Genomic DNA, 17,382 nt, shown 5'->3' on the forward strand with positions numbered 1-17,382 from the left:
GCTCACTCCTTCGACGAGGATTGCGCGAGGAACGCCGCCACGGCGTCGCGGTGTTCCGCGCTGGTGTAGCAGATGGCCTGCGCCTGGCTGCCGAGATTGAAGATATCGTGCGCGGAATGCTCGAAGGTCTCGTTCAAGATCTTCTTGCTCAGCGCCAGCGCGGTGGGAGACCCCTGAGCCAGCTCGGCCGCCCAGGCCTGCGCGGCCGGCAGCAGCTCGGGCGAGGCCACTTTGCGATCGACGATGCCGAGCGCGAGCGCCTCGTCGGCCTCGACGATTCGGCCGGTGAAGATCAACTCCTTGGCCTTCGCGAGCCCGACCCGGCGCGGCAGGACATACAGCCCGCCGCCGTCGGGGATCAAACCGCGCTTGATGTAGGACCAGGTGAATTTCGAGCGTTCCGTGGCCATGACGAAGTCGCAGGCCAGCGCGGTGTCCGCACCTAAGCCCGCAGCGGCGCCGTTGACGGCGGCAATGGTCGGCTTCGGCAGGCCGAGCAGCAACGACTGCACGTGGTGCACGCCCTGCTGACGGCTCCATCCGTTGAAGGCGACCTCACCCTGCGGCGCCTCGAGCCGGCGTTTCATGCCGCTGATGTCGCCGCCGGCACAGAATGCGTTGCCGCGTCCGGTCAGCACCAGAGCTCTGATGGACCTGTCGCGCGCCACGGTGTCGAGCGCGCTGAGAAACTCGGCGCGCATCTCGTCGCTCATGGCGTTGCGGCGTTCCGGGCGATTGAAGGCGATGGTCGCGACGGCGGCTTCGACGGAAAATTCGATGAGCTGATAGGACATGGCGTTTCCTCGTCAAGCCCGCGCGGCCGGGCATTCTTCTTCCCCCTGCTGATAGCGGCTTGCTCCCGCCGGAGCATCCGCCTAATTCCACTGAGTGGAAATGTTGGCGGAGCTGGGCATGATGCAGGCGCGCAGATATGCGGGCGGGGTTGACGGCAACCGGTCGCTCGAACGAGGGATCGAGATCCTCCGGGCGTTCCGTCCCGGCGTCGACACGCTGGGCAACGGCGAGATTGCGGAGCGATGCGGCTTGCCGCGATCGACGGTCAGCCGGCTGACACGAACGCTGGTCAATTCCGGCATGCTCGACGAGGTCCGTAGCGAGCGGGCCTACCGCCTGGCCGCGTCGGTCGTCAGCATCGGCCACGCGATGCGGACGGGGTCACCGGTGCTCAACGCGATCGGGCCGATGATGCGGGCCGAATCGGCGAGGCGCCGGCTGAACGTCGGGCTAGCGACCGCGGATCGCACCATGATGGTCTATCTGGAATCGATCCGCTACAGCCCGCGCGCGGCGCTGCGCAACGTGGTCGCCGGCCAGCAGGTCCCGATGGATCTGACGTCGCTGGGCCGCGCTTACCTCGCCGGCATTGCAGAGGCCGATCGCGAGCATTTGCTGAAGCAGTTCAAGCGGCGCAGCACGGCCGCCACCAGGGCGCTGCTCGCGGACGTCAGGAGATCGATCAGCTCCGTCGAACGCGACGGCTATTGCGCCGTGTCCTGGCAGCCCGCTGTGCTCGCCGTCGCAACGCCCATCGTGCTGCCCGGGCTTCCGGTCTACGCCCTCAACATGAGTCTGCAAAATGTCGACCGGTCCGATGCGCTGGCGAGCGAACTCGGCGCGTACCTCAACGCCTTTGCAGCGAAGTGCAAGGAGGTGCTGGCGGGCTGAAACGACGCCCCCTTACAGCTTTCCATAAACTCGCGCCGCGACCGCCTTGAGGCGCTCGACCGAGCCGGACTCCGGATGCGGCTTCACCGGCGCGAACAGGATTGAAGCCTGCCTGCCGTTCTTCCAGACATAGATGTTGACGGCGTTGCCGTTGCCCTTGGTGCAGGAATGCTCGCCGAACGCTTCGCTGCCGAACTCGGGGATCGCCACGTGCTTGCAGGGACCCGCGCGCTTCATCATGCCGATGGCGGTGTCGCGCGAGGTCGCGATCACCGCGACGGTCATGGTGTTGGCCTCGCGATCGAACATCATGCAGCTGCCCGCGCCGGTCCGCTGCACCGTCAGCGTGCTCGCGTCGAGAAAGCCGTCGGCATCGGCGGCCGTGAGCCACTCGCAATTGCCGAAGCGCTCGCTGCTCTTGCTCACGCTGCCGACGGCAATGCGCGCGGCTTCGGTGAGCGGTCCGAGCAGCGCATCGTCGGCACGCCGGCCGATCGGATAGACGGTGAGCTGGAGAATATAGTCGCCGGACAAGGCGACCACCGAGGCCTCCTGGCGCTCCGCGCCGGCGGCGCTCGTTCCGCGCTGGCCTTCATCGCCGATCCCCGTCACTGCGCTCAGCTTCATGCGCTCGGCCAGCGTCTTGACGAAGGTGGCGTACAATTCCCTGGCGCGGTCCTTGTCGGGATTGCGGAACACGGAGAGCATCATCGTGTCGCCGCGCCCGGCCTGGTAGATGCAGCCGCGGCCGTCCTGATTGGAGATCAGCGACCATTTGAGCGCCGGCATCGCGCGCGCCAGCTCCTGGGCGCTGATGAACGGGCAGGTCTCTGCCGCGCGCGCGGGGAGCAGCGAGGCGGCTGCGACTCCAAGGAACAAGACGAGGCGGGAGAATAGATGATGGATAGTGCGCATCGGACGAACTTACTATCGAAACGGCGCGCCCGACGAGATGAAACTGAGATGCTACACAAAATCCTATTACGCAGCCCCCGGTGCCTTCGCCACCGTCAGGTCCATTAGGAACTGCTCCATGAGCGGCTTATTGCCAAAACGGCGATAAGAACGCTCTGCCTCCAACGAGAATGTCGGTTGGGCCGCTACCAGGTTTGCCATCGTCAGCTGCGCCGCTTCGATGTCGCCGCGCCGCCCTAGTAGCGCAGCCTGGATTAGCAGGCAGTTGGCATCGCGCGGCGCCCTTACAAGGCATTCGGAGATCACGGCAGCCGACTCGTCGCGACGATCAGCGGCGTAAAGGGCCTGGCCATGCACATAGGCGTAATATTCCGGCGCCATGGGATGAAGGCGACGTGCCCGCTCGGCATTGGCAACGGCGTCCGCGTAGTCCCCGAAACGGACTTGCGCTTTTGCCAATGCCATCATGCTATCCGGGTCATTGGGATTCAGTTCGACGGCGCGCTTGGCGGCCTGCAAGCCGCCCGCATAATCGCCCTGCACCGCCAGCCCGAAGCTGATCACCTGATAGCCGAGCGAGAGGTTGGGATCGAGGCGCACAGCCTGGCGCGCTTCGCTGAGACCTAGTTCCAGCTCATGCGCTGTCGCCCGGCCGTTCGACCTCCTGGCCACATCCGCGATGTAAGTGAGAGCCAAGCCCGCACGGGCGGTGGCATAGGCCGGGTCCATTTCCAGCGCACGCTGATACATGCCGCGTGCCTCCATAAGTGCTTCCGCATCCTGGACGCCATGCCGGTATCGATGACGCGCCCGCAGGAGAAGATCGTAAGCCTGAAGATTGTCGGTCGGACGTTGCGCGGCAGCAATGGCTTCACTTCGGCCGATATACGGCGCGAGCTGGGCGACGATTTCCGTGGTCAGCTCGCTTTGTACCGTGAAGACGTCGGCAACCTGCCTGTCGAAGCTGCGCGACCAAAGGTGCGCGCCCGATTTCACGTCGATCAGCTGCGCCGAGACGCGAAGCCGGTCCCCCTCGCGGCGCGCGCTGCCTTCTACCACGTAGGAAACGCCCAGCTTTGCTCCGAGCTTGCGCATATCGCTTTCTTGCCCGCGCACGGCATATGTGGAGTCGCGCGCGATGATCTGAAGCTCGGAATTCCTTGCAAGCGCCGTGGTCACATCCTCGGTCAGCCCGTCTGCAAAGTACGACTGGTCGCCGCCCATGGCCGCAAAGGGCATGACCGCAACTGACGGCCGCGGGTCGGCGCGGGTCTGGTCGAACAACAGGGCGGCCGGGAGCCGGCTGACCATCGCCGCCAGGGAAAGCGGCTGGATTTGGGTGCCGATGAGGACAAGGGCTATTGCGGCGACGCCATACGACCAGCGCGCAGCGGTACCGTGTAGAACGCGCGGAATTTTTCGCCAGCGAGACCACGAAGATTGCGCGCGCCGTACCCGGTAGACATTAAGACGCTCGGGAATGTTTTTGGCGCGCCTGCGGCCCACACGCGCGAACACCTCGCCGCGATTGCGGTCTGCGGCCATGACGACAGCGCCGCTGACAAAGATGCTACCGGGATCGGCCATCGCCTCAAGCCGTGTGGCGACATTGACGCCGTCGCCGTACATATCGCCATTATCCTCGATGACATCACCGAGGTTGATGCCTATGCGCAGCTCAAACGGGGCGTTGTCGAACCCTTGCTGGATGGCAGTGCCCGCATCAACGGCTTCGTTGACGCTGGGAAACATCGCCAGAAAGCCGTCCCCGGTCATCTTGAAGATGCGTCCGCCATGCTGCGCGACCGTGGGCTCGATCAGATTGTCGAAGACCGTGCGCAGCTCTTTATAGGTGGAGGCCTCGTTTTCGGCCATCATCAGGCTGTAGCTGACGATGTCGGCGGCCATGATCGCGGCGAGCTTGCGTTCCATCAACGGTTTCCCTGTACAGGGCCAGGCACAAACTGGCGTTGCGGACATTCGACGCCAGCTTGAAACTAAACCGTCCGACCCGCATACGGGTATCAACACAGCTCATATGTGCGTGAGTGATGAGCCCCCTCCCCGGCGGCGTGCAGGCAGCGGCGCTCCGCGCAGACGGCTGATCCTGAGTTTCCCTGCGGGTTCCCAGGGTTAGAAACGGCGGCTGCTGGCGTTCGCCGTTCCATACCGACGCGGCGCGCAGGGAACGCTTCGAACGTCCCCGGCCGATTCGCAGGCTGATGCTCCATCCACACCATGAGCGGCTACAGCTCATGGTAGTGAGGCCGGCGCCGGGTCAGCGCCGGGCCGACGTCATCGCCCCTGATATTCGGCCCAGCAATCCGCCGTTTCATAGACGCGGACCGCCGAGAGCTGCGAGAGGCTCGGCTGCAACCGGTCCCAGATCCAGATCGCGATATTCTCGGCGGTCGGGTTCTCCAGCCCTTTGACCTCGTTCAGGCAGTGATGGTCCAGCGCCTCCAGGATGCCGGCGAAGCATTTTTCGATATCGAAGAAATCGGCGACGAAGCCGGTGTGCGGGTCGACCGGCCCGTCCAGCTGGACCTCGACCCGGTAGGAATGTCCATGCAGCCGGTGGCATCGATGGGTCTCGGGCACGTTCGGCAGCCGATGCGCCGCCTCGAACTTGAACGCCTGCGATATCTTCATTCCGCTCCTCACACGGCGAAGCCATCCGGTCTCGGCCCGTCTGGCGACCAGATGCTGCTTTGTCCTGACCTTCGTCGAAGAATGGCGCGCCCGGAACGATTCGAACGTCCGACCCTCAGATTCGTAGTCTGATGCTCTATCCAGCTGAGCTACGGGCGCGTGTTTCGCAAACAGCGCGGGCATAGCCCGCGACGCAGCCCCCGGCGGAGCCGGAGGGGGTGCGAAAGAGCGCTCTGACTAACCGCTCTTGTCCCGATTGGCAAGGTCCGGGATGGGGAGATTTTTGCAGATCTCTACGTCATTCCGGGGCGACGCGAAGCGGCGAGCCCGGAATCCATAACCACCAGCCGGGGTTATGGATTCCGGGCCTGGCCCTTCGGGCCATCCCGGAATGACGGAAGCAAAGAAATTGCCGCCCACTCGGCCGCTGGCCGACTAGGCCCGCTGCCGCTCGTTGCGGATGGAGAGCAGCTCCACGGGGCGGTCCGGGATGACGATACGGAAGGTGGCGCCGATGGTGCCTTCGACCAGGTGGATCTCGCCGCCATGGGCGCGAACCAGCTCGGCGGCGATGGCAAGGCCAAGGCCGCTGCCGCCGGGACGGCCCGAAGTCTGGAAGGCCTCGAACAGGCGCTCCCGCGTCTTCGGGGGCACGCCGGGACCGGTGTCGGAGACCTCGAGGATCGCCACCGCGCCTTCGCGCTTTCCGGTGATCCGGATCTGCTGCGGACCGCCGTCGCCGGAGGAATGACTCTCCAGCGCCTGGGCGGCGTTGCGGACGAGGTTGAGCAGCACCCGGAACAGTTGGTCGGGATCGGCATCGACCGCCAGCCCGCGCTCGATTGCGGCAACCCAGGCGATCGAGGCGTCGGAGGCGAGGCCTGCGGTCTCGCGCACCTCCAGCACGACCGGCTCGATCAGGATCATGCGGCGGTCGGGCGCGGCCTCCTGGGCACGGCCGTAGGACAGCGTGGACTGGCAGAAGGCGATGGCGCGCTCGAGCGAGCGCACCAGCTTGGGTGCAAAGCGCTGCACCCGCGGATCCGGCACGCTGGCGAGCTGGTCCGACAGCAGCTGAGCCGAGGCCAACAGATTGCGCAGATCGTGGTTGATCTTGGACACGGCAAGACCGAGGGCGGCGAGCCGGCTCTTCTGATGCAGCATCGACATCAGATCGCGCTGCATGTCCGACAATTCCCGCTCGGCGACCCCGATCTCGTCGCTGCGTTGGCTCGGCACGATGATTCCCGCCGAGCTTTCGGGATTCTCGTGGAAACCGACCAGGCTCGCGGTCAGCCGCCGCATCGGGCGCACGAAGAGATAATGAAGCGCGAGATAGACGAGGCCGGCGGTCAGCGCCGCGATGACCAGCGCGACCACCACGAGGTTGCGGGAGAAGCGGTACATCTGCTGCCGCAGCGGCAGCTCGTCGGTGACGACCTCCATGAACTGGGCCGTGCCGACGCCGGGCCCGACGATCCGGATGGCCTGGTTGCCGGTCTCCAGCATCATCCGGAACGAGCCGGTGATCGCCTCCCATGCCGTCATGTCGCGCAGGTCGATATCATGCTCGATGGTGGCGGGAAGGTTGTCGCTGGCGAGCAGCCGGCGCTGCTGGCCCATCTTGATGGCAACCGCGCGGGCATTGATGCTCTTGAGGATCTGGCGCGACAGCGAATCGGGAACCATGCCGAGCGGCGCGGCATCCAGCACCAGCGCCGCTGTGTTCGCCGCCGCGACGCGGTCGTTCAGCCGGTTGACCCAGAAATTGGCAATGGCGGGCACATAGAGCAGGACCGCCGCGATCATCACCAGGGGAACGGTCAGCAGCAGCAGCTTGCCCGACAGCCCGAGGCCGCCGCGGGAGCGCATCACCGGCTGCTCCGGCTGATCCTGATCCTGGATCGGCTGGCGGTCTGTCGCTGCCACGAAATTCGCCCTCGCTGCCTGGCGGGTGAAGGATTGGCTGTAGAAGGATGCGACCCAGCCCCGGCCCGGTCAAATTACAGATCGCTAATCTGCCGAGGTGGGATGTAAGCGCTGATATGGCTACTCGCCACCTCAAGGGTTAAAAACCCCGCACAAACAGCGATATTCACGAAAATCGCGCGCTTGTGCGGCGTTGACGAAAACAAGGCGCTCGCTTATAAGCCGCGCAAATTGTCCGCGATGACCCGGTGCGACACCGGGAGCGGCTCTCTTGGGGCCGGAAAAGGGCCCGTTTTGGGCCGCATCTTCCGGACTTTACCATCAATTCTACAGGCAAATTGCCCGGTCAGCGGAGAAAAACCCGTGAAGCGGACTTATCAACCCAGCAAACTGGTGCGCAAGCGCCGTCACGGTTTCCGTGCCCGTCTCGCCACTGCCGGCGGCCGCAAGGTTCTCGCCGCCCGCCGCGCGCGCGGTCGCAAGCGTCTGAGCGCCTGAGCCAGACCCCCTTTTGGGATTTCATCATGGATCGGCTGAGGCAGCGGGCGGATTTCCTCGCCGTTGCCAATGGCGCGCGGGTGAACAATCCTGCGTTCGTCCTGCAAAGCCTTGACCGTCGAAGTCTTGCCCGCGATGACGACGGCCCGGTCCGGATCGGCTTCACGGTCACCAAAAAGAACGGCAACGCCCCCGAGCGCAATCGCATCCGGCGCCGGCTTCGCGAATTGGTGAAGCGGCTCGATCCGGTGTCGATGCAACCCCATCATGATTATGTGCTGGTCGGCCGAAGGGACGCGCTCTCGCGCCCCTTCGCCACCATGCTCGACGATCTGCGCATAGCGTTCACGAAGCCCGCGCGGCATACGGCCAAAGCGCGCGGCCACAGGCCGGGTCCCGCCGCAGCGACCAGCCGCAAACCAGATTGATGACGAGACAATCGAGATGACCGACAATCGTAACACCATCCTCGCCGTCATTCTGTCCGGCCTGGTGCTGATCGCGTGGCAATATTTCTACAACGTGCCGCAGATGGAGAAGCAGCGCGCCCAGCAGCAGACGCAGGCCGAGCTGCAGAAGGGCAGCACGCCCCAGCCGAGCGCGTCCGCGACGCCAGGCGGCGCGCCGGCGACGCCAGGCGGCGCGCCGCAGCCCGGCGCGGCCCAGCCGTCGACGCCGGCGGTGAACCAGGTCCAGCCGGTCGTCGCCCGCGAGACCGCCATTGCAGCCAGCCCGCGCGTGAAGATCGAGACGCCGCGGATCGTCGGCAGCATCTCGCTGAAGGGCGGCCGCATCGACGACATCGCGCTGGTGCAATATCGCGAGACGGTCGATCCGAAATCGCCGCCGATCGTCCTCTATTCGCCCTCGGGCACGGCGGAGCCCTATTACGCCGAATTCGGCTGGGTTGCGGCGACAGGCGTGACGGCAAAGATGCCGGATGCGCAGACCGTCTGGCAGCAGGAGGGCGGCGGCAGCCTGACGCCGTCGACGCCCGTGGTGCTGAAATGGGACAATGGCGACGGCCTGACCTTCCGCCGCACCATCGCCGTCGACGACCATTATCTTTTCACGGTCAAGGACGAGGTGAACAACGTCGGCAATGCGCCTGTCACGCTCTATCCGTTCGCGCTGATCTCGCGCCACGGCGCGCCGCAAGTTTCCGGCTATTACATCCTGCATGAAGGCCTGATCGGCTATCTCGGCGACGAGAAGCTGAAGGAATATGCCTACAAGCAGGTCGACGAAGCCAAGCAGGTGAATTTCAACAACGTCACCAATGGCTGGCTCGGCATCACCGACAAGTACTGGGCCTCGGCGCTGCTGCCCGACACCAATGCGCGGCTGCAGGCGCGGTTCTCGTCGAACCCCGTCGGCAAGGTTCACACCTATCAGACCGACTATCTGCTCGACCCCGTCACGGTCGCGATCGGCGGCACCGCGACGGCGAACGCGCGGCTGTTCGCCGGCGCCAAGGAAGCCGGCGTGGTCGGCATCAACTTCCCGCTCGCCGGCCATGGCGGCTACAACAAGGAGCTCGGCCTCAACCATTTCGATCTGCTGATCGACTGGGGCTGGTTTCACTTCCTCACCAAGCCGATGTTCCTCGGCCTCGACTTCTTCTTCCGCTTCTTCGGCAATTTCGGCATCTCGATCCTGCTCGTCACCGTGATCGTGAAGCTGTTGTTCTTCCCGCTGGCGAACAAGTCCTACGCCTCGATGGCGAAGATGAAGTCGGTCCAGCCCCAGCTGCTGGCGCTGAAGGAGCGCTACCCCGACGACAAGGTGAAGCAGCAGCAGGAGATGATGGAGATCTACCGCAAGGAGAAGATCAATCCGGTCGCCGGCTGTCTGCCCGTGCTGATCCAGATCCCGGTGTTCTTCGCGCTCTACAAGGTGCTGTTCGTCACCATCGAGATGCGGCACGCGCCGTTCTACGGCTGGATCAAGGACCTCTCGGCGCCGGATCCGACCAACCTGTTCAACCTGTTCGGACTGATCCCGTTCGATCCGACCACGATTCCGGTGTTCGGCCATTACCTCGCGCTCGGCATCTGGCCGATCATCATGGGCATCACGATGTGGTTCCAGATGAAGCTGAACCCGACGCCGCCGGATCCGACGCAGCAGATCATCTTCAACTGGATGCCGCTGATCTTCACCTTCATGCTGGCGGGCTTCCCCGCGGGCCTCGTGATCTACTGGGCCTGGAACAATCTGCTCTCGGTGGTCCAGCAGAGCTACATCATGCGCCGCAACGGCGTGAAGGTTGAGCTGTTCGACAATCTCAAGGCGACCTTCGCGCGGAAGGCGACGTAGGTCTCCGTCAGCAGGTGTCCGCTCACGTCATGCGGGCACCATGCCTCCACATCGTCATGCCCGGGCTCGTCCCGGGCATCCACGTTTTGGAAGCGCGCCCAGTCACAAGACGTGGATGGCCGGGACCAGCCCGGCCATGACGAAAGGATAGAGTCTTCGCATGACCGACGACAAAGATGCGAAGCTGATCGAGGCCGGGCGCAAGCTGTTCGCCCGCGACTGGCAGTTCATCTGGGCCTCGCCCTCGATCCAGACGCTGCCGCCGATGGCGGGGCTGGAGGTCGCCTTTGCCGGCCGCTCCAATGTCGGCAAGTCGAGCCTGATCAACGCGCTCACGGGGCGCAACGCGCTGGCGCGCACCTCGCACACGCCGGGCCGCACCCAGGAGCTGATCTTCTTCGAGGTCCCCGGGAAGACCGACCTGCGTCTCGTCGACATGCCCGGCTACGGCTATGCCAAGGCGCCGAAGAGCCAGGTCGCGTCCTGGACCGAGCTGATCCACAAATTCCTGCTCGGACGCGCCAGCCTCGCCCGCGTCTACGTACTGATCGACGCGCGCCATGGACTGAAGGACGTCGATCTCGAAGTGCTGGACACGCTCGATCGCTCCGCCGTCAGCTACCAGATCGTTCTGACCAAGGCCGATCAGGTGAAGGCGTCCGAGCTGCAGGCGCGCATCGCCGAGACCGAGGCCGCGCTGGCCAAACATCCGGCCGCGTTCCCGAACGTGCTCGCGACATCGTCGCGCAGTGCGACCGGCATGGAGAGCCTGCGCGCCGCGATGGCGAAGCTCTTGGAAGAGCGAAGCAAGTAATGCCGGCCCATCGCCTCCTGATCGGGCTTGCCGGATTGATGGGCGCCGCCGGCGTCGCGCTGGCCGCGGCCTCCGCCCACGGCGCGGATGCGAGCCGGCTTGCCACGGCGAGCGCCATGCTGCTGTTTCATGCAACGGCCATCCTTGCGACCACAGCGCTGCTCGCGCGCGGCCTTCTGCATGGCGGAATTGGCCTCGTCGCCGCATTCGGCCTCGCGAGCGGCGCCGCGTTGTTCGCGGGCGACCTCACCTTGCGGCAATATGCCGGGCATTCACTGTTTCCGATGGCGGCGCCGACCGGCGGAACGGTGATGATCGCGGGCTGGCTGGCGCTGACGCTGGCGGCGGTGGCGACGAGGAAGTAGCGCTCGTGCCCCGGACGCAGCGCAGCGCGTGAGCGGTGCGCTGCTGAGCCGGGGCTCATGTGGCTTTTTGGGTCCCGGCTCTGCGGCGCGTCACTGCGTGCCGCACCGCGTCCGGGACACGCGATCGCATGCCAGCCACACTTTGCGCCGCGCCCGCCAATCGGATAGAACGCGCACCGACCGTCCCGCCAGCGAGACCGCGACATGACCGACATCTCCCCGCTCGACCAGGCCCGCATCCTGTCCGAAGCGCTGCCGCATATGCAGCAATATGACGAGGAAACCATCGTTATCAAATATGGCGGCCATGCCATGGGCGACGAGGAGACCGCGAAGAACTTCGCCCGTGACATCGTGCTGCTGGAGCAGACCGCGATCAATCCCGTCGTGGTGCATGGCGGCGGACCGCAGATCGCGACCATGCTGAAGCGCCTCGGCATTCAGTCGGAATTCGCGGCCGGCCTGCGCATCACCGATGCCGCGACCATCGAGATCGTCGAGATGGTGCTCGCCGGCTCCGTCAACAAGCAGATCGTCGGCTACATCAACGAGGCCGGCGGCAAGGCCGTCGGGCTGTCGGGCAAGGACGGCAACATGGTGAAGGCGTCGAAGACGACGCGCACCATCGTCGACCCGGGCTCCAACATCGAGAAGGCGATCGATCTCGGCTTCGTCGGCGACCCCGAGAAGGTCGATCTCACGCTGCTCAACCAGCTGATCGGCTACGAGCTGATCCCGGTGCTGGCGCCACTCGCGACCTCCAAGGACGGCCAGACGCTGAACGTCAACGCCGACACCTTTGCCGGTGCGGTCGCCGGCGCACTGAAGGCCAAACGCCTGTTGCTGCTCACCGACGTGCCGGGCGTGCTCGACAAGTCGAAGAAGCTGATCCCGCAATTGTCCGTCAAGGATGCGCGCAAGCTGATCGCCGACGGCACCATTTCCGGCGGCATGATCCCGAAGGTCGAGACCTGCATCTACGCGCTGGAGCAGGGCGTCGAAGGCGTCGTCATCATCGACGGCAAGATGCAGCATGCGGTGCTGCTCGAGCTGTTCACCAACCAGGGCACGGGAACGCTGATCCACAAGTGATGCGGGAGACGCCACGCACGAGAGCCGTCATGCCCGGGCTTGTCCCGCCTGCGCGGCCGAAGCCGGTTCGGCGCGGCGAAGGCCCGGGCATCCACGACCTTTCTTCTCGTGGCAAAGACGTGGATGGCCGGGTCAAGCCCGGCCGTGACGACGCGAGAGAGCGTCATCCACATCGCTCCCGCCTCACCCGATTCCTGATGACGCTGCCGGCCGCGGCCGTCTCGTTTTTCTTCTCCTCCGCCCCGGCCTTCGCCGACCTCAAGATCTGCAACCGCATGTCCTATGTGGTCGAGGCCGCGATCGGCATCGACGACAAGGCGGCGACCGCGACGCGCGGCTGGTTCAGGATCGATCCCGCCACCTGCCGCGTGGTTGTGCAGGGCACGCTGACCGCCGACCGCATCCTGCTCAACGCCCGCGCGCTCGGCGTCTATGGTGCCTCCCCGATCCCGCAGAGCGGCCGCGACATGCTCTGCGTCGCCCAGGACAATTTCGTCATCGCGGCCGCCCGGCAATGCCGCACCGGCCAGGCCCAAGCCGCCTTCACGCAAGTGACGCCGACGCAAGCCGCGGACGGCCACCTCGTCGCCTACCTTGCCGAGGATTCCGAATATGACGACGAGCAGGCGCGGCTTGCCGGCATCCAGCGCCTGCTGGTGATCGCAGGCTATGACGCCGCGCCGATCGACGGCGTCGACGGGCCGAAGACCCAAGCCGCGCTGTCCGCGTTCCTGAAGAGCCGCGGCCTGTCGTCGGACATCGTGGGCTCGCCGAGCTTCTTCAAGACCATGGTCGATGCGGTGCAGACGCCGTCTGCGGCCGGCCTCACCTGGTGCAACGACACGCCGCACAAGGTGATGGCGGCGATCGCGACCGACGACGGCAAGTCCGTCACCAGCCGCGGCTGGTATCGCATCGATCCCAAGACCTGCTTGCACCCCGACGTGACTGGCCAACCGAAACAGATCTTCAGCTTCGCGGAGGCCGTCGACGCCGACAACCGCACCGTTAAGCTGAAGGACAGGCCGCTGAATTGGGGCGGCGACCGGCAGCTGTGCACGCGCGAGACCAAGTTCGAGACCAATGAGCAGACCGATTGCGGCGCGCGCGGATTTGCGGCAACGGGCTTTGGTACGGTCGACATGTCCAGCGGCGGCAAGACGCTGCGCTTTGCGGTGCCGTGATGGGTGTCATGACAAGCCCGCAAGCTTCAACAAGCTCCGCTGTCGTCCCCGCGAAGGCGGGGACCCATAACCCCAAGGGAGTGGTTGTGGCGCGAAGCTGGCAACCCCGAGTCTTCGCCCAACGCCTCCCTGTGGTTATGGGTCCCGGGCTCGCGCTTCGCGCGCCCCGGGATGACGAGTCGAGAATGTTGATATGAATTCCCCCCGCACCTTCGACCACGTCGACACCTGGGTGTTCGACCTCGACAACACGCTCTATCCGCATCACGTCAACCTGTGGCAGCAGGTCGATGCGCGGATCGGGGAGTTCGTGTGCAACTGGCTGAATGTCGGCCCGGAAGAAGCACGCAACATCCAGAAGGATTATTACCGGCGCTTCGGCACCACCATGCGCGGCATGATGACCCTGCATGGCGTTTCCGCCGACGACTATCTCGCCTACGTCCACAAGATCGACCACTCGCCGCTGGAGCCGAACCCCGCGCTCGGCGAAGCCATCGCAAGATTGTCCGGGCGCAAGCTGATCCTGACCAACGGCTCGGTCGACCACGTCGATGCGGTGCTGGCGCGACTCGGCTTCGCCGGCCATTTCGACGGCGTGTTCGACATCATTGCCGCCGAGTTCGAGCCGAAGCCGGCGGCGCAGACGTATCGGAAATTCCTCTCCGACCATTCGGTCGATCCGACCCGCGCCGCCATGTTCGAGGACCTCGCCCGCAACCTCACCGTCCCGCACGCGCTCGGCATGACCACGGTGCTGGTGGTGCCGGACGGCACGAAAGAGGTGGTGCGCGAGGACTGGGAACTGGAGGGCCGGGACGCCGTCCATGTCGACTACGTCACGGATGACCTGGCGGGGTTTTTGGGCGGACTGTCCCACCCCAAGTAGCCGTCATACCCCGCGAAGGCGGGGTATCCAGTGGTCACCGCCATCTCGATTCATCACGACCGCCGCGGCGTGCTGGATCACCCGCTTTCGCGGGTGATGACACCGAACCAAGCTTGACTCCGCCCCGCCAAATCCCGAAAAAGCGCCTCAATCCACCAAAATTCCCGTTTCCCAGAGGAAATCCCGATGTCCCTGTCCGCCCTCGAATCCACCATCAACAGCGCCTTCGACGCGCGTGACGGCATTTCGACCTCGACCAAGGGCGAGGTGCGCGAGGCCGTGGACCAGGCGCTGGAGACCTTGGACAAGGGTGAGGCGCGCGTTGCCGAGCGCGGCACCGATGGCAAGTGGAAGGTCAATCAATGGCTGAAGAAGGCGGTGCTGCTCTCGTTCCGCCTCAACGACATGGGCGTCATCAATGGCGGCCCGGGCAAGGCGACCTGGTGGGACAAGGTGCCCTCGAAGTTCGAGGGCTGGGGCGAGAACCGTTTTCGCGATGCCGGTTTTCGCGCGGTGCCGGGCGCCGTTGTCCGCCGCTCGGCCTTCATCGCCAAGAACGTCGTGTTGATGCCGTCCTTCGTCAACCTCGGCGCCTATGTCGATGAGAGCACCATGGTCGACACCTGGGCCACCGTCGGCTCCTGCGCGCAGATCGGCAAGCGCGTGCACATCTCCGGCGGCGCCGGCATCGGCGGCGTGCTCGAGCCGCTGCAGGCCGAGCCCGTGATCATCGAGGACGATTGCTTCATCGGCGCGCGCAGCGAGGTCGCCGAGGGCGTGATCGTGCGCAAGGGCGCGGTGCTGTCGATGGGCGTGTTCCTGGGCGCCTCGACCAAGATCGTCGACCGCGAGACCGGCGAGATCTTCATGGGCGAAGTCCCCGAATATGCGGTGGTGGTGCCCGGCGCCTTGCCCGGCAAGCCGATGAAGAACGGCCAGATCGGACCCAGCACCGCCTGCGCCGTCATCGTCAAGCGCGTCGACGAGCGCACGCGCTCGAAGACCAGCATCAACGAGCTGCTGCGGGATTGACGGGAATTTCTCCTCCTCCCCCTCTCCCCGTTCTGAACATTCTTACGGGGAGAGGGTTGGGGTGAGGGGCCCCACACGCTGGATCGTCGAGAGACCTGTACCCCCTGACAAGCGGCACCAGCCTGCCCCGTCGAACCGACCTCCCCTTCATCGCGACCAATCTTCGGGCGGCCCCGTTCCGCCCGGAGCCGCTCGCATGGACTGGACCTGGTATCTCTTCCGCTTCGACGGCCGCATGGGGCGCGCCGGGTTCTGGTGCTGCCTGATCTCTGTCCTGTGCGGCACGATCCTGCTGTTCTTCCTCTGCCTGGGCGTCATGGCCGCGCTCGGCAGCGAGGTCAAATCCTTCAATCTGAATGCTGACGACGTCTTCAATATCGTCGATCCCGCGGCCTATCGATGGTCGCTGCTGGACAATCTGCCGGTGCTGCTGCTCAAGCTGGCCGCAACCGGGCTGATGCTCTGGATCTATCTCGCGATCGTCGTGAAGCGCCTGCATGACCGCGACAAGAGCGCATGGTGGCTGCTCGCCTATTTCGTGCTTCCAGGCCTCTACGCGCAGTTCGAGGATCGCCTTCCGGACACCTACTGGATGCTGCCGCTCGGGCTGGGCAGCGTGGTCCTCTCCGTCGCCGCTTTTGTCGAGACCGGATTCCTGCGCGGCACCAAGGGGCCCAACCGGTACGGTCCCGATCCGAAAGCCGAGGACGATTCCGCACCCGCGGCGATCTCCGCAAGAGGCTGGGACCAGAGCCGCGAGATCGAAATTGTCCCGCGCCATGCTAGCCCACCCGGCGGCATGCATGTTAAGCGGGGCGCATGACCGATGCTCTGTCCATTGCCCGCGACCTCATCCGCTGCCCCTCGGTGACCCCTGAAGATGCCGGTGCGCTCGGGGTGCTCGAAAAAGTCCTCGGCGCTGCCGACTTCACCTGTCACCGCGTGACGTTCAGCGAGCCGGGCACGGCCGACGTCGACAATCTCTATGCGCGGATCGGCACCGAAGGGCCGCACATCACCTTTGCCGGCCACACCGACGTGGTGCCGCCTGGCGACGAGAGCGCCTGGAGCGTCGGTGCCTTCTCCGGCGAGGTGAAGGACGGCGTCCTGCACGGCCGCGGCGCGGTCGACATGAAGGGCGGCATCGCCTGCTCGGTCGCGGCGGTGCTGGAGCATCTCGCCGCCAACGGCGGCCAGCCGCGTGCCGACGGCAAGGGCTCGATCTCGTTCCTGATCACCGGCGACGAGGAAGACGTCTCCATCAACGGCACCATCAAGCTGCTCAAATGGGCCGCCGCGCGCGGCGAGACGTTCGACCATTGCGTGCTCGGCGAGCCCTCCAATGTCGAGACGCTCGGCGACACCATCAAGGTCGGCCGCCGCGGCTCGCAATCCGGCACGCTCGTCGTCGACGGCGTGCAGGGTCACGTCGCCTACCCGCATCGCGCTTCCAATCCGGTGCCGGACATTTCGCGGCTGATCGTAGCGATCTCCGACGAGCCGCTCGACCATGGCAGCGCGCAATTCCAGGCCTCCAATCTCGAGTTCGTCTCGGTCGACGTCGGCAACAAGGCCTTCAACGTCATCCCCGGCGAGGCGCGCGCCAGATTCAACATCCGCTATAACGACAATCACACCCAGGCGAGCTTGCGCGAGCTGGTCGAGACGCGCCTCGCCAAGGCCTGCGGCAACCGCATCAAGGCCCGCATCGTCTGGGAGCCCTCGAACTCCAACGTGTTCGTGACCAAGCCGGGTGCGTTCACCGATCTTGCTGTGTCCGCGATCGAGGAGGTGACGGGGCGCAAGCCGGAGCTGTCGACGTCGGGCGGCACGTCGGATGCGCGCTTCATCTCCAGCTATTGCCCGGTGATTGAGTTCGGGCTGGTCGGACAGACCATGCACCAGGTCGACGAGCGCGTGCCGGTTGCCGATCTGGAGAAGCTGACGCGGGTCTATCGCGGGATCTTGGCAAGGTATTTTGCTTAAGGCACTACTCGCCGCCCAACC

Annotated in this window: 17 protein-coding genes and 1 tRNA gene; 12 read left to right on the forward strand and 6 right to left on the reverse strand. The window is 65.2% G+C overall.

Annotation, left to right across the window (positions count from 1 at the left end; translation table 11 throughout):
- Window positions 1-2 precede the first annotated feature (2 nt).
- Window positions 3-794 (reverse strand): enoyl-CoA hydratase/isomerase family protein, encoded by a 792-nt coding sequence (locus DCM80_RS09635; protein WP_257196747.1) that lies wholly within the window; start codon window positions 792-794, stop codon window positions 3-5.
- 100 nt (window positions 795-894) lie between these two features.
- On the opposite strand from DCM80_RS09635, the gene DCM80_RS09640 reads away from it, so the two are divergent.
- On the forward strand, window positions 895-1,686 hold the full coding sequence (locus tag DCM80_RS09640; RefSeq protein ID WP_373569396.1) for an IclR family transcriptional regulator: 792 nt from the start codon (window positions 895-897) through the stop codon (window positions 1,684-1,686).
- A gap of 12 nt (window positions 1,687-1,698) precedes the next feature.
- On the opposite strand, the gene DCM80_RS09645 is transcribed toward DCM80_RS09640, so the two are convergent.
- The 5 genes from DCM80_RS09645 to DCM80_RS09665 all read right to left on the reverse strand — a co-directional run bounded on the left by DCM80_RS09645 (window position 1,699) and on the right by DCM80_RS09665 (window position 7,182).
- Window positions 1,699-2,601, reverse strand: coding sequence for a hypothetical protein (locus DCM80_RS09645; RefSeq protein WP_257196748.1), 903 nt, complete (start codon window positions 2,599-2,601; stop codon window positions 1,699-1,701).
- 66 nt (window positions 2,602-2,667) lie between these two features.
- Window positions 2,668-4,533 carry an adenylate/guanylate cyclase domain-containing protein gene (locus DCM80_RS09650; RefSeq protein ID WP_257196749.1) on the reverse strand — a complete coding sequence of 622 codons (1,866 nt, stop codon included), beginning with the start codon at window positions 4,531-4,533 and terminating at the stop codon, window positions 2,668-2,670.
- 363 nt (window positions 4,534-4,896) lie between these two features.
- Window positions 4,897-5,253: a 6-carboxytetrahydropterin synthase QueD gene (gene queD, locus DCM80_RS09655; RefSeq protein WP_257196750.1), complete on the reverse strand. Its 357-nt coding sequence runs from the start codon at window positions 5,251-5,253 to the stop codon at window positions 4,897-4,899.
- Between the two features lie 82 nt (window positions 5,254-5,335).
- Window positions 5,336-5,412 (reverse strand) — tRNA-Arg (locus DCM80_RS09660).
- 276 nt (window positions 5,413-5,688) lie between these two features.
- The gene (locus DCM80_RS09665; protein WP_028138880.1) at window positions 5,689-7,182 is read right to left on the reverse strand and encodes a sensor histidine kinase; all 1,494 of its coding nucleotides are present in this window, start codon (window positions 7,180-7,182) and stop codon (window positions 5,689-5,691) included.
- A 363-nt stretch (window positions 7,183-7,545) separates the two neighbouring features.
- Here DCM80_RS09665 and rpmH point away from each other — a divergent pair, with 363 nt between their 5' ends.
- The 11 genes from rpmH to dapE all read left to right on the forward strand — a co-directional run bounded on the left by rpmH (window position 7,546) and on the right by dapE (window position 17,361).
- Window positions 7,546-7,680: a 50S ribosomal protein L34 gene (gene rpmH, locus DCM80_RS09670; RefSeq protein ID WP_008542748.1), complete on the forward strand. Its 135-nt coding sequence runs from the start codon at window positions 7,546-7,548 to the stop codon at window positions 7,678-7,680.
- Between the two features lie 26 nt (window positions 7,681-7,706).
- Window positions 7,707-8,108: a ribonuclease P protein component gene (rnpA, locus tag DCM80_RS09675; RefSeq protein ID WP_028138881.1), complete on the forward strand. Its 402-nt coding sequence runs from the start codon at window positions 7,707-7,709 to the stop codon at window positions 8,106-8,108.
- A 16-nt stretch (window positions 8,109-8,124) separates the two neighbouring features.
- Window positions 8,125-9,999, forward strand: coding sequence for a membrane protein insertase YidC (yidC, locus tag DCM80_RS09680; RefSeq protein WP_257196751.1), 1,875 nt, complete (start codon window positions 8,125-8,127; stop codon window positions 9,997-9,999).
- 160 nt (window positions 10,000-10,159) lie between these two features.
- Window positions 10,160-10,813 carry a ribosome biogenesis GTP-binding protein YihA/YsxC gene (yihA, locus tag DCM80_RS09685; protein ID WP_257196752.1) on the forward strand — a complete coding sequence of 218 codons (654 nt, stop codon included), beginning with the start codon at window positions 10,160-10,162 and terminating at the stop codon, window positions 10,811-10,813.
- On the forward strand, window positions 10,813-11,178 hold the full coding sequence (locus tag DCM80_RS09690) for a DUF423 domain-containing protein (RefSeq protein ID WP_257196753.1): 366 nt from the start codon (window positions 10,813-10,815) through the stop codon (window positions 11,176-11,178). The genes yihA and DCM80_RS09690 overlap by 1 nt, the downstream gene beginning before the upstream one ends.
- 204 nt (window positions 11,179-11,382) lie before the next feature.
- Window positions 11,383-12,270, forward strand: a complete 888-nt coding sequence (gene argB / locus DCM80_RS09695) for an acetylglutamate kinase (RefSeq protein WP_028138885.1) — start codon at window positions 11,383-11,385, stop codon at window positions 12,268-12,270.
- 197 nt (window positions 12,271-12,467) lie between these two features.
- Window positions 12,468-13,454: a DUF1036 domain-containing protein gene (locus DCM80_RS09700; protein WP_257196754.1), complete on the forward strand. Its 987-nt coding sequence runs from the start codon at window positions 12,468-12,470 to the stop codon at window positions 13,452-13,454.
- 193 nt (window positions 13,455-13,647) lie between these two features.
- Complete coding sequence (locus DCM80_RS09705; RefSeq protein ID WP_257196755.1) at window positions 13,648-14,343, forward strand: pyrimidine 5'-nucleotidase; 696 nt, start codon at window positions 13,648-13,650, stop codon at window positions 14,341-14,343.
- A gap of 186 nt (window positions 14,344-14,529) precedes the next feature.
- Window positions 14,530-15,375 (forward strand): 2,3,4,5-tetrahydropyridine-2,6-dicarboxylate N-succinyltransferase, encoded by an 846-nt coding sequence (gene dapD / locus DCM80_RS09710; protein WP_257196756.1) that lies wholly within the window; start codon window positions 14,530-14,532, stop codon window positions 15,373-15,375.
- Window positions 15,376-15,571: 196 nt separating this feature from the next.
- Entirely contained in the window at window positions 15,572-16,198 is a 627-nt protein-coding gene (locus tag DCM80_RS09715; protein WP_257196757.1) for a DUF805 domain-containing protein, read from the forward strand.
- A complete protein-coding gene (gene dapE, locus DCM80_RS09720) occupies window positions 16,195-17,361 on the forward strand; it encodes a succinyl-diaminopimelate desuccinylase (protein WP_257196758.1) in 1,167 nt (388 codons plus the stop codon). Before DCM80_RS09715 ends, dapE begins: the two co-directional genes overlap by 4 nt.
- Window positions 17,362-17,382 lie beyond the last annotated feature (21 nt).

It is taken from the genome of Bradyrhizobium sp. WBOS08 (assembly GCF_024585125.1).
GTDB lineage: Bacteria > Pseudomonadota > Alphaproteobacteria > Rhizobiales > Xanthobacteraceae > Bradyrhizobium > Bradyrhizobium japonicum_B.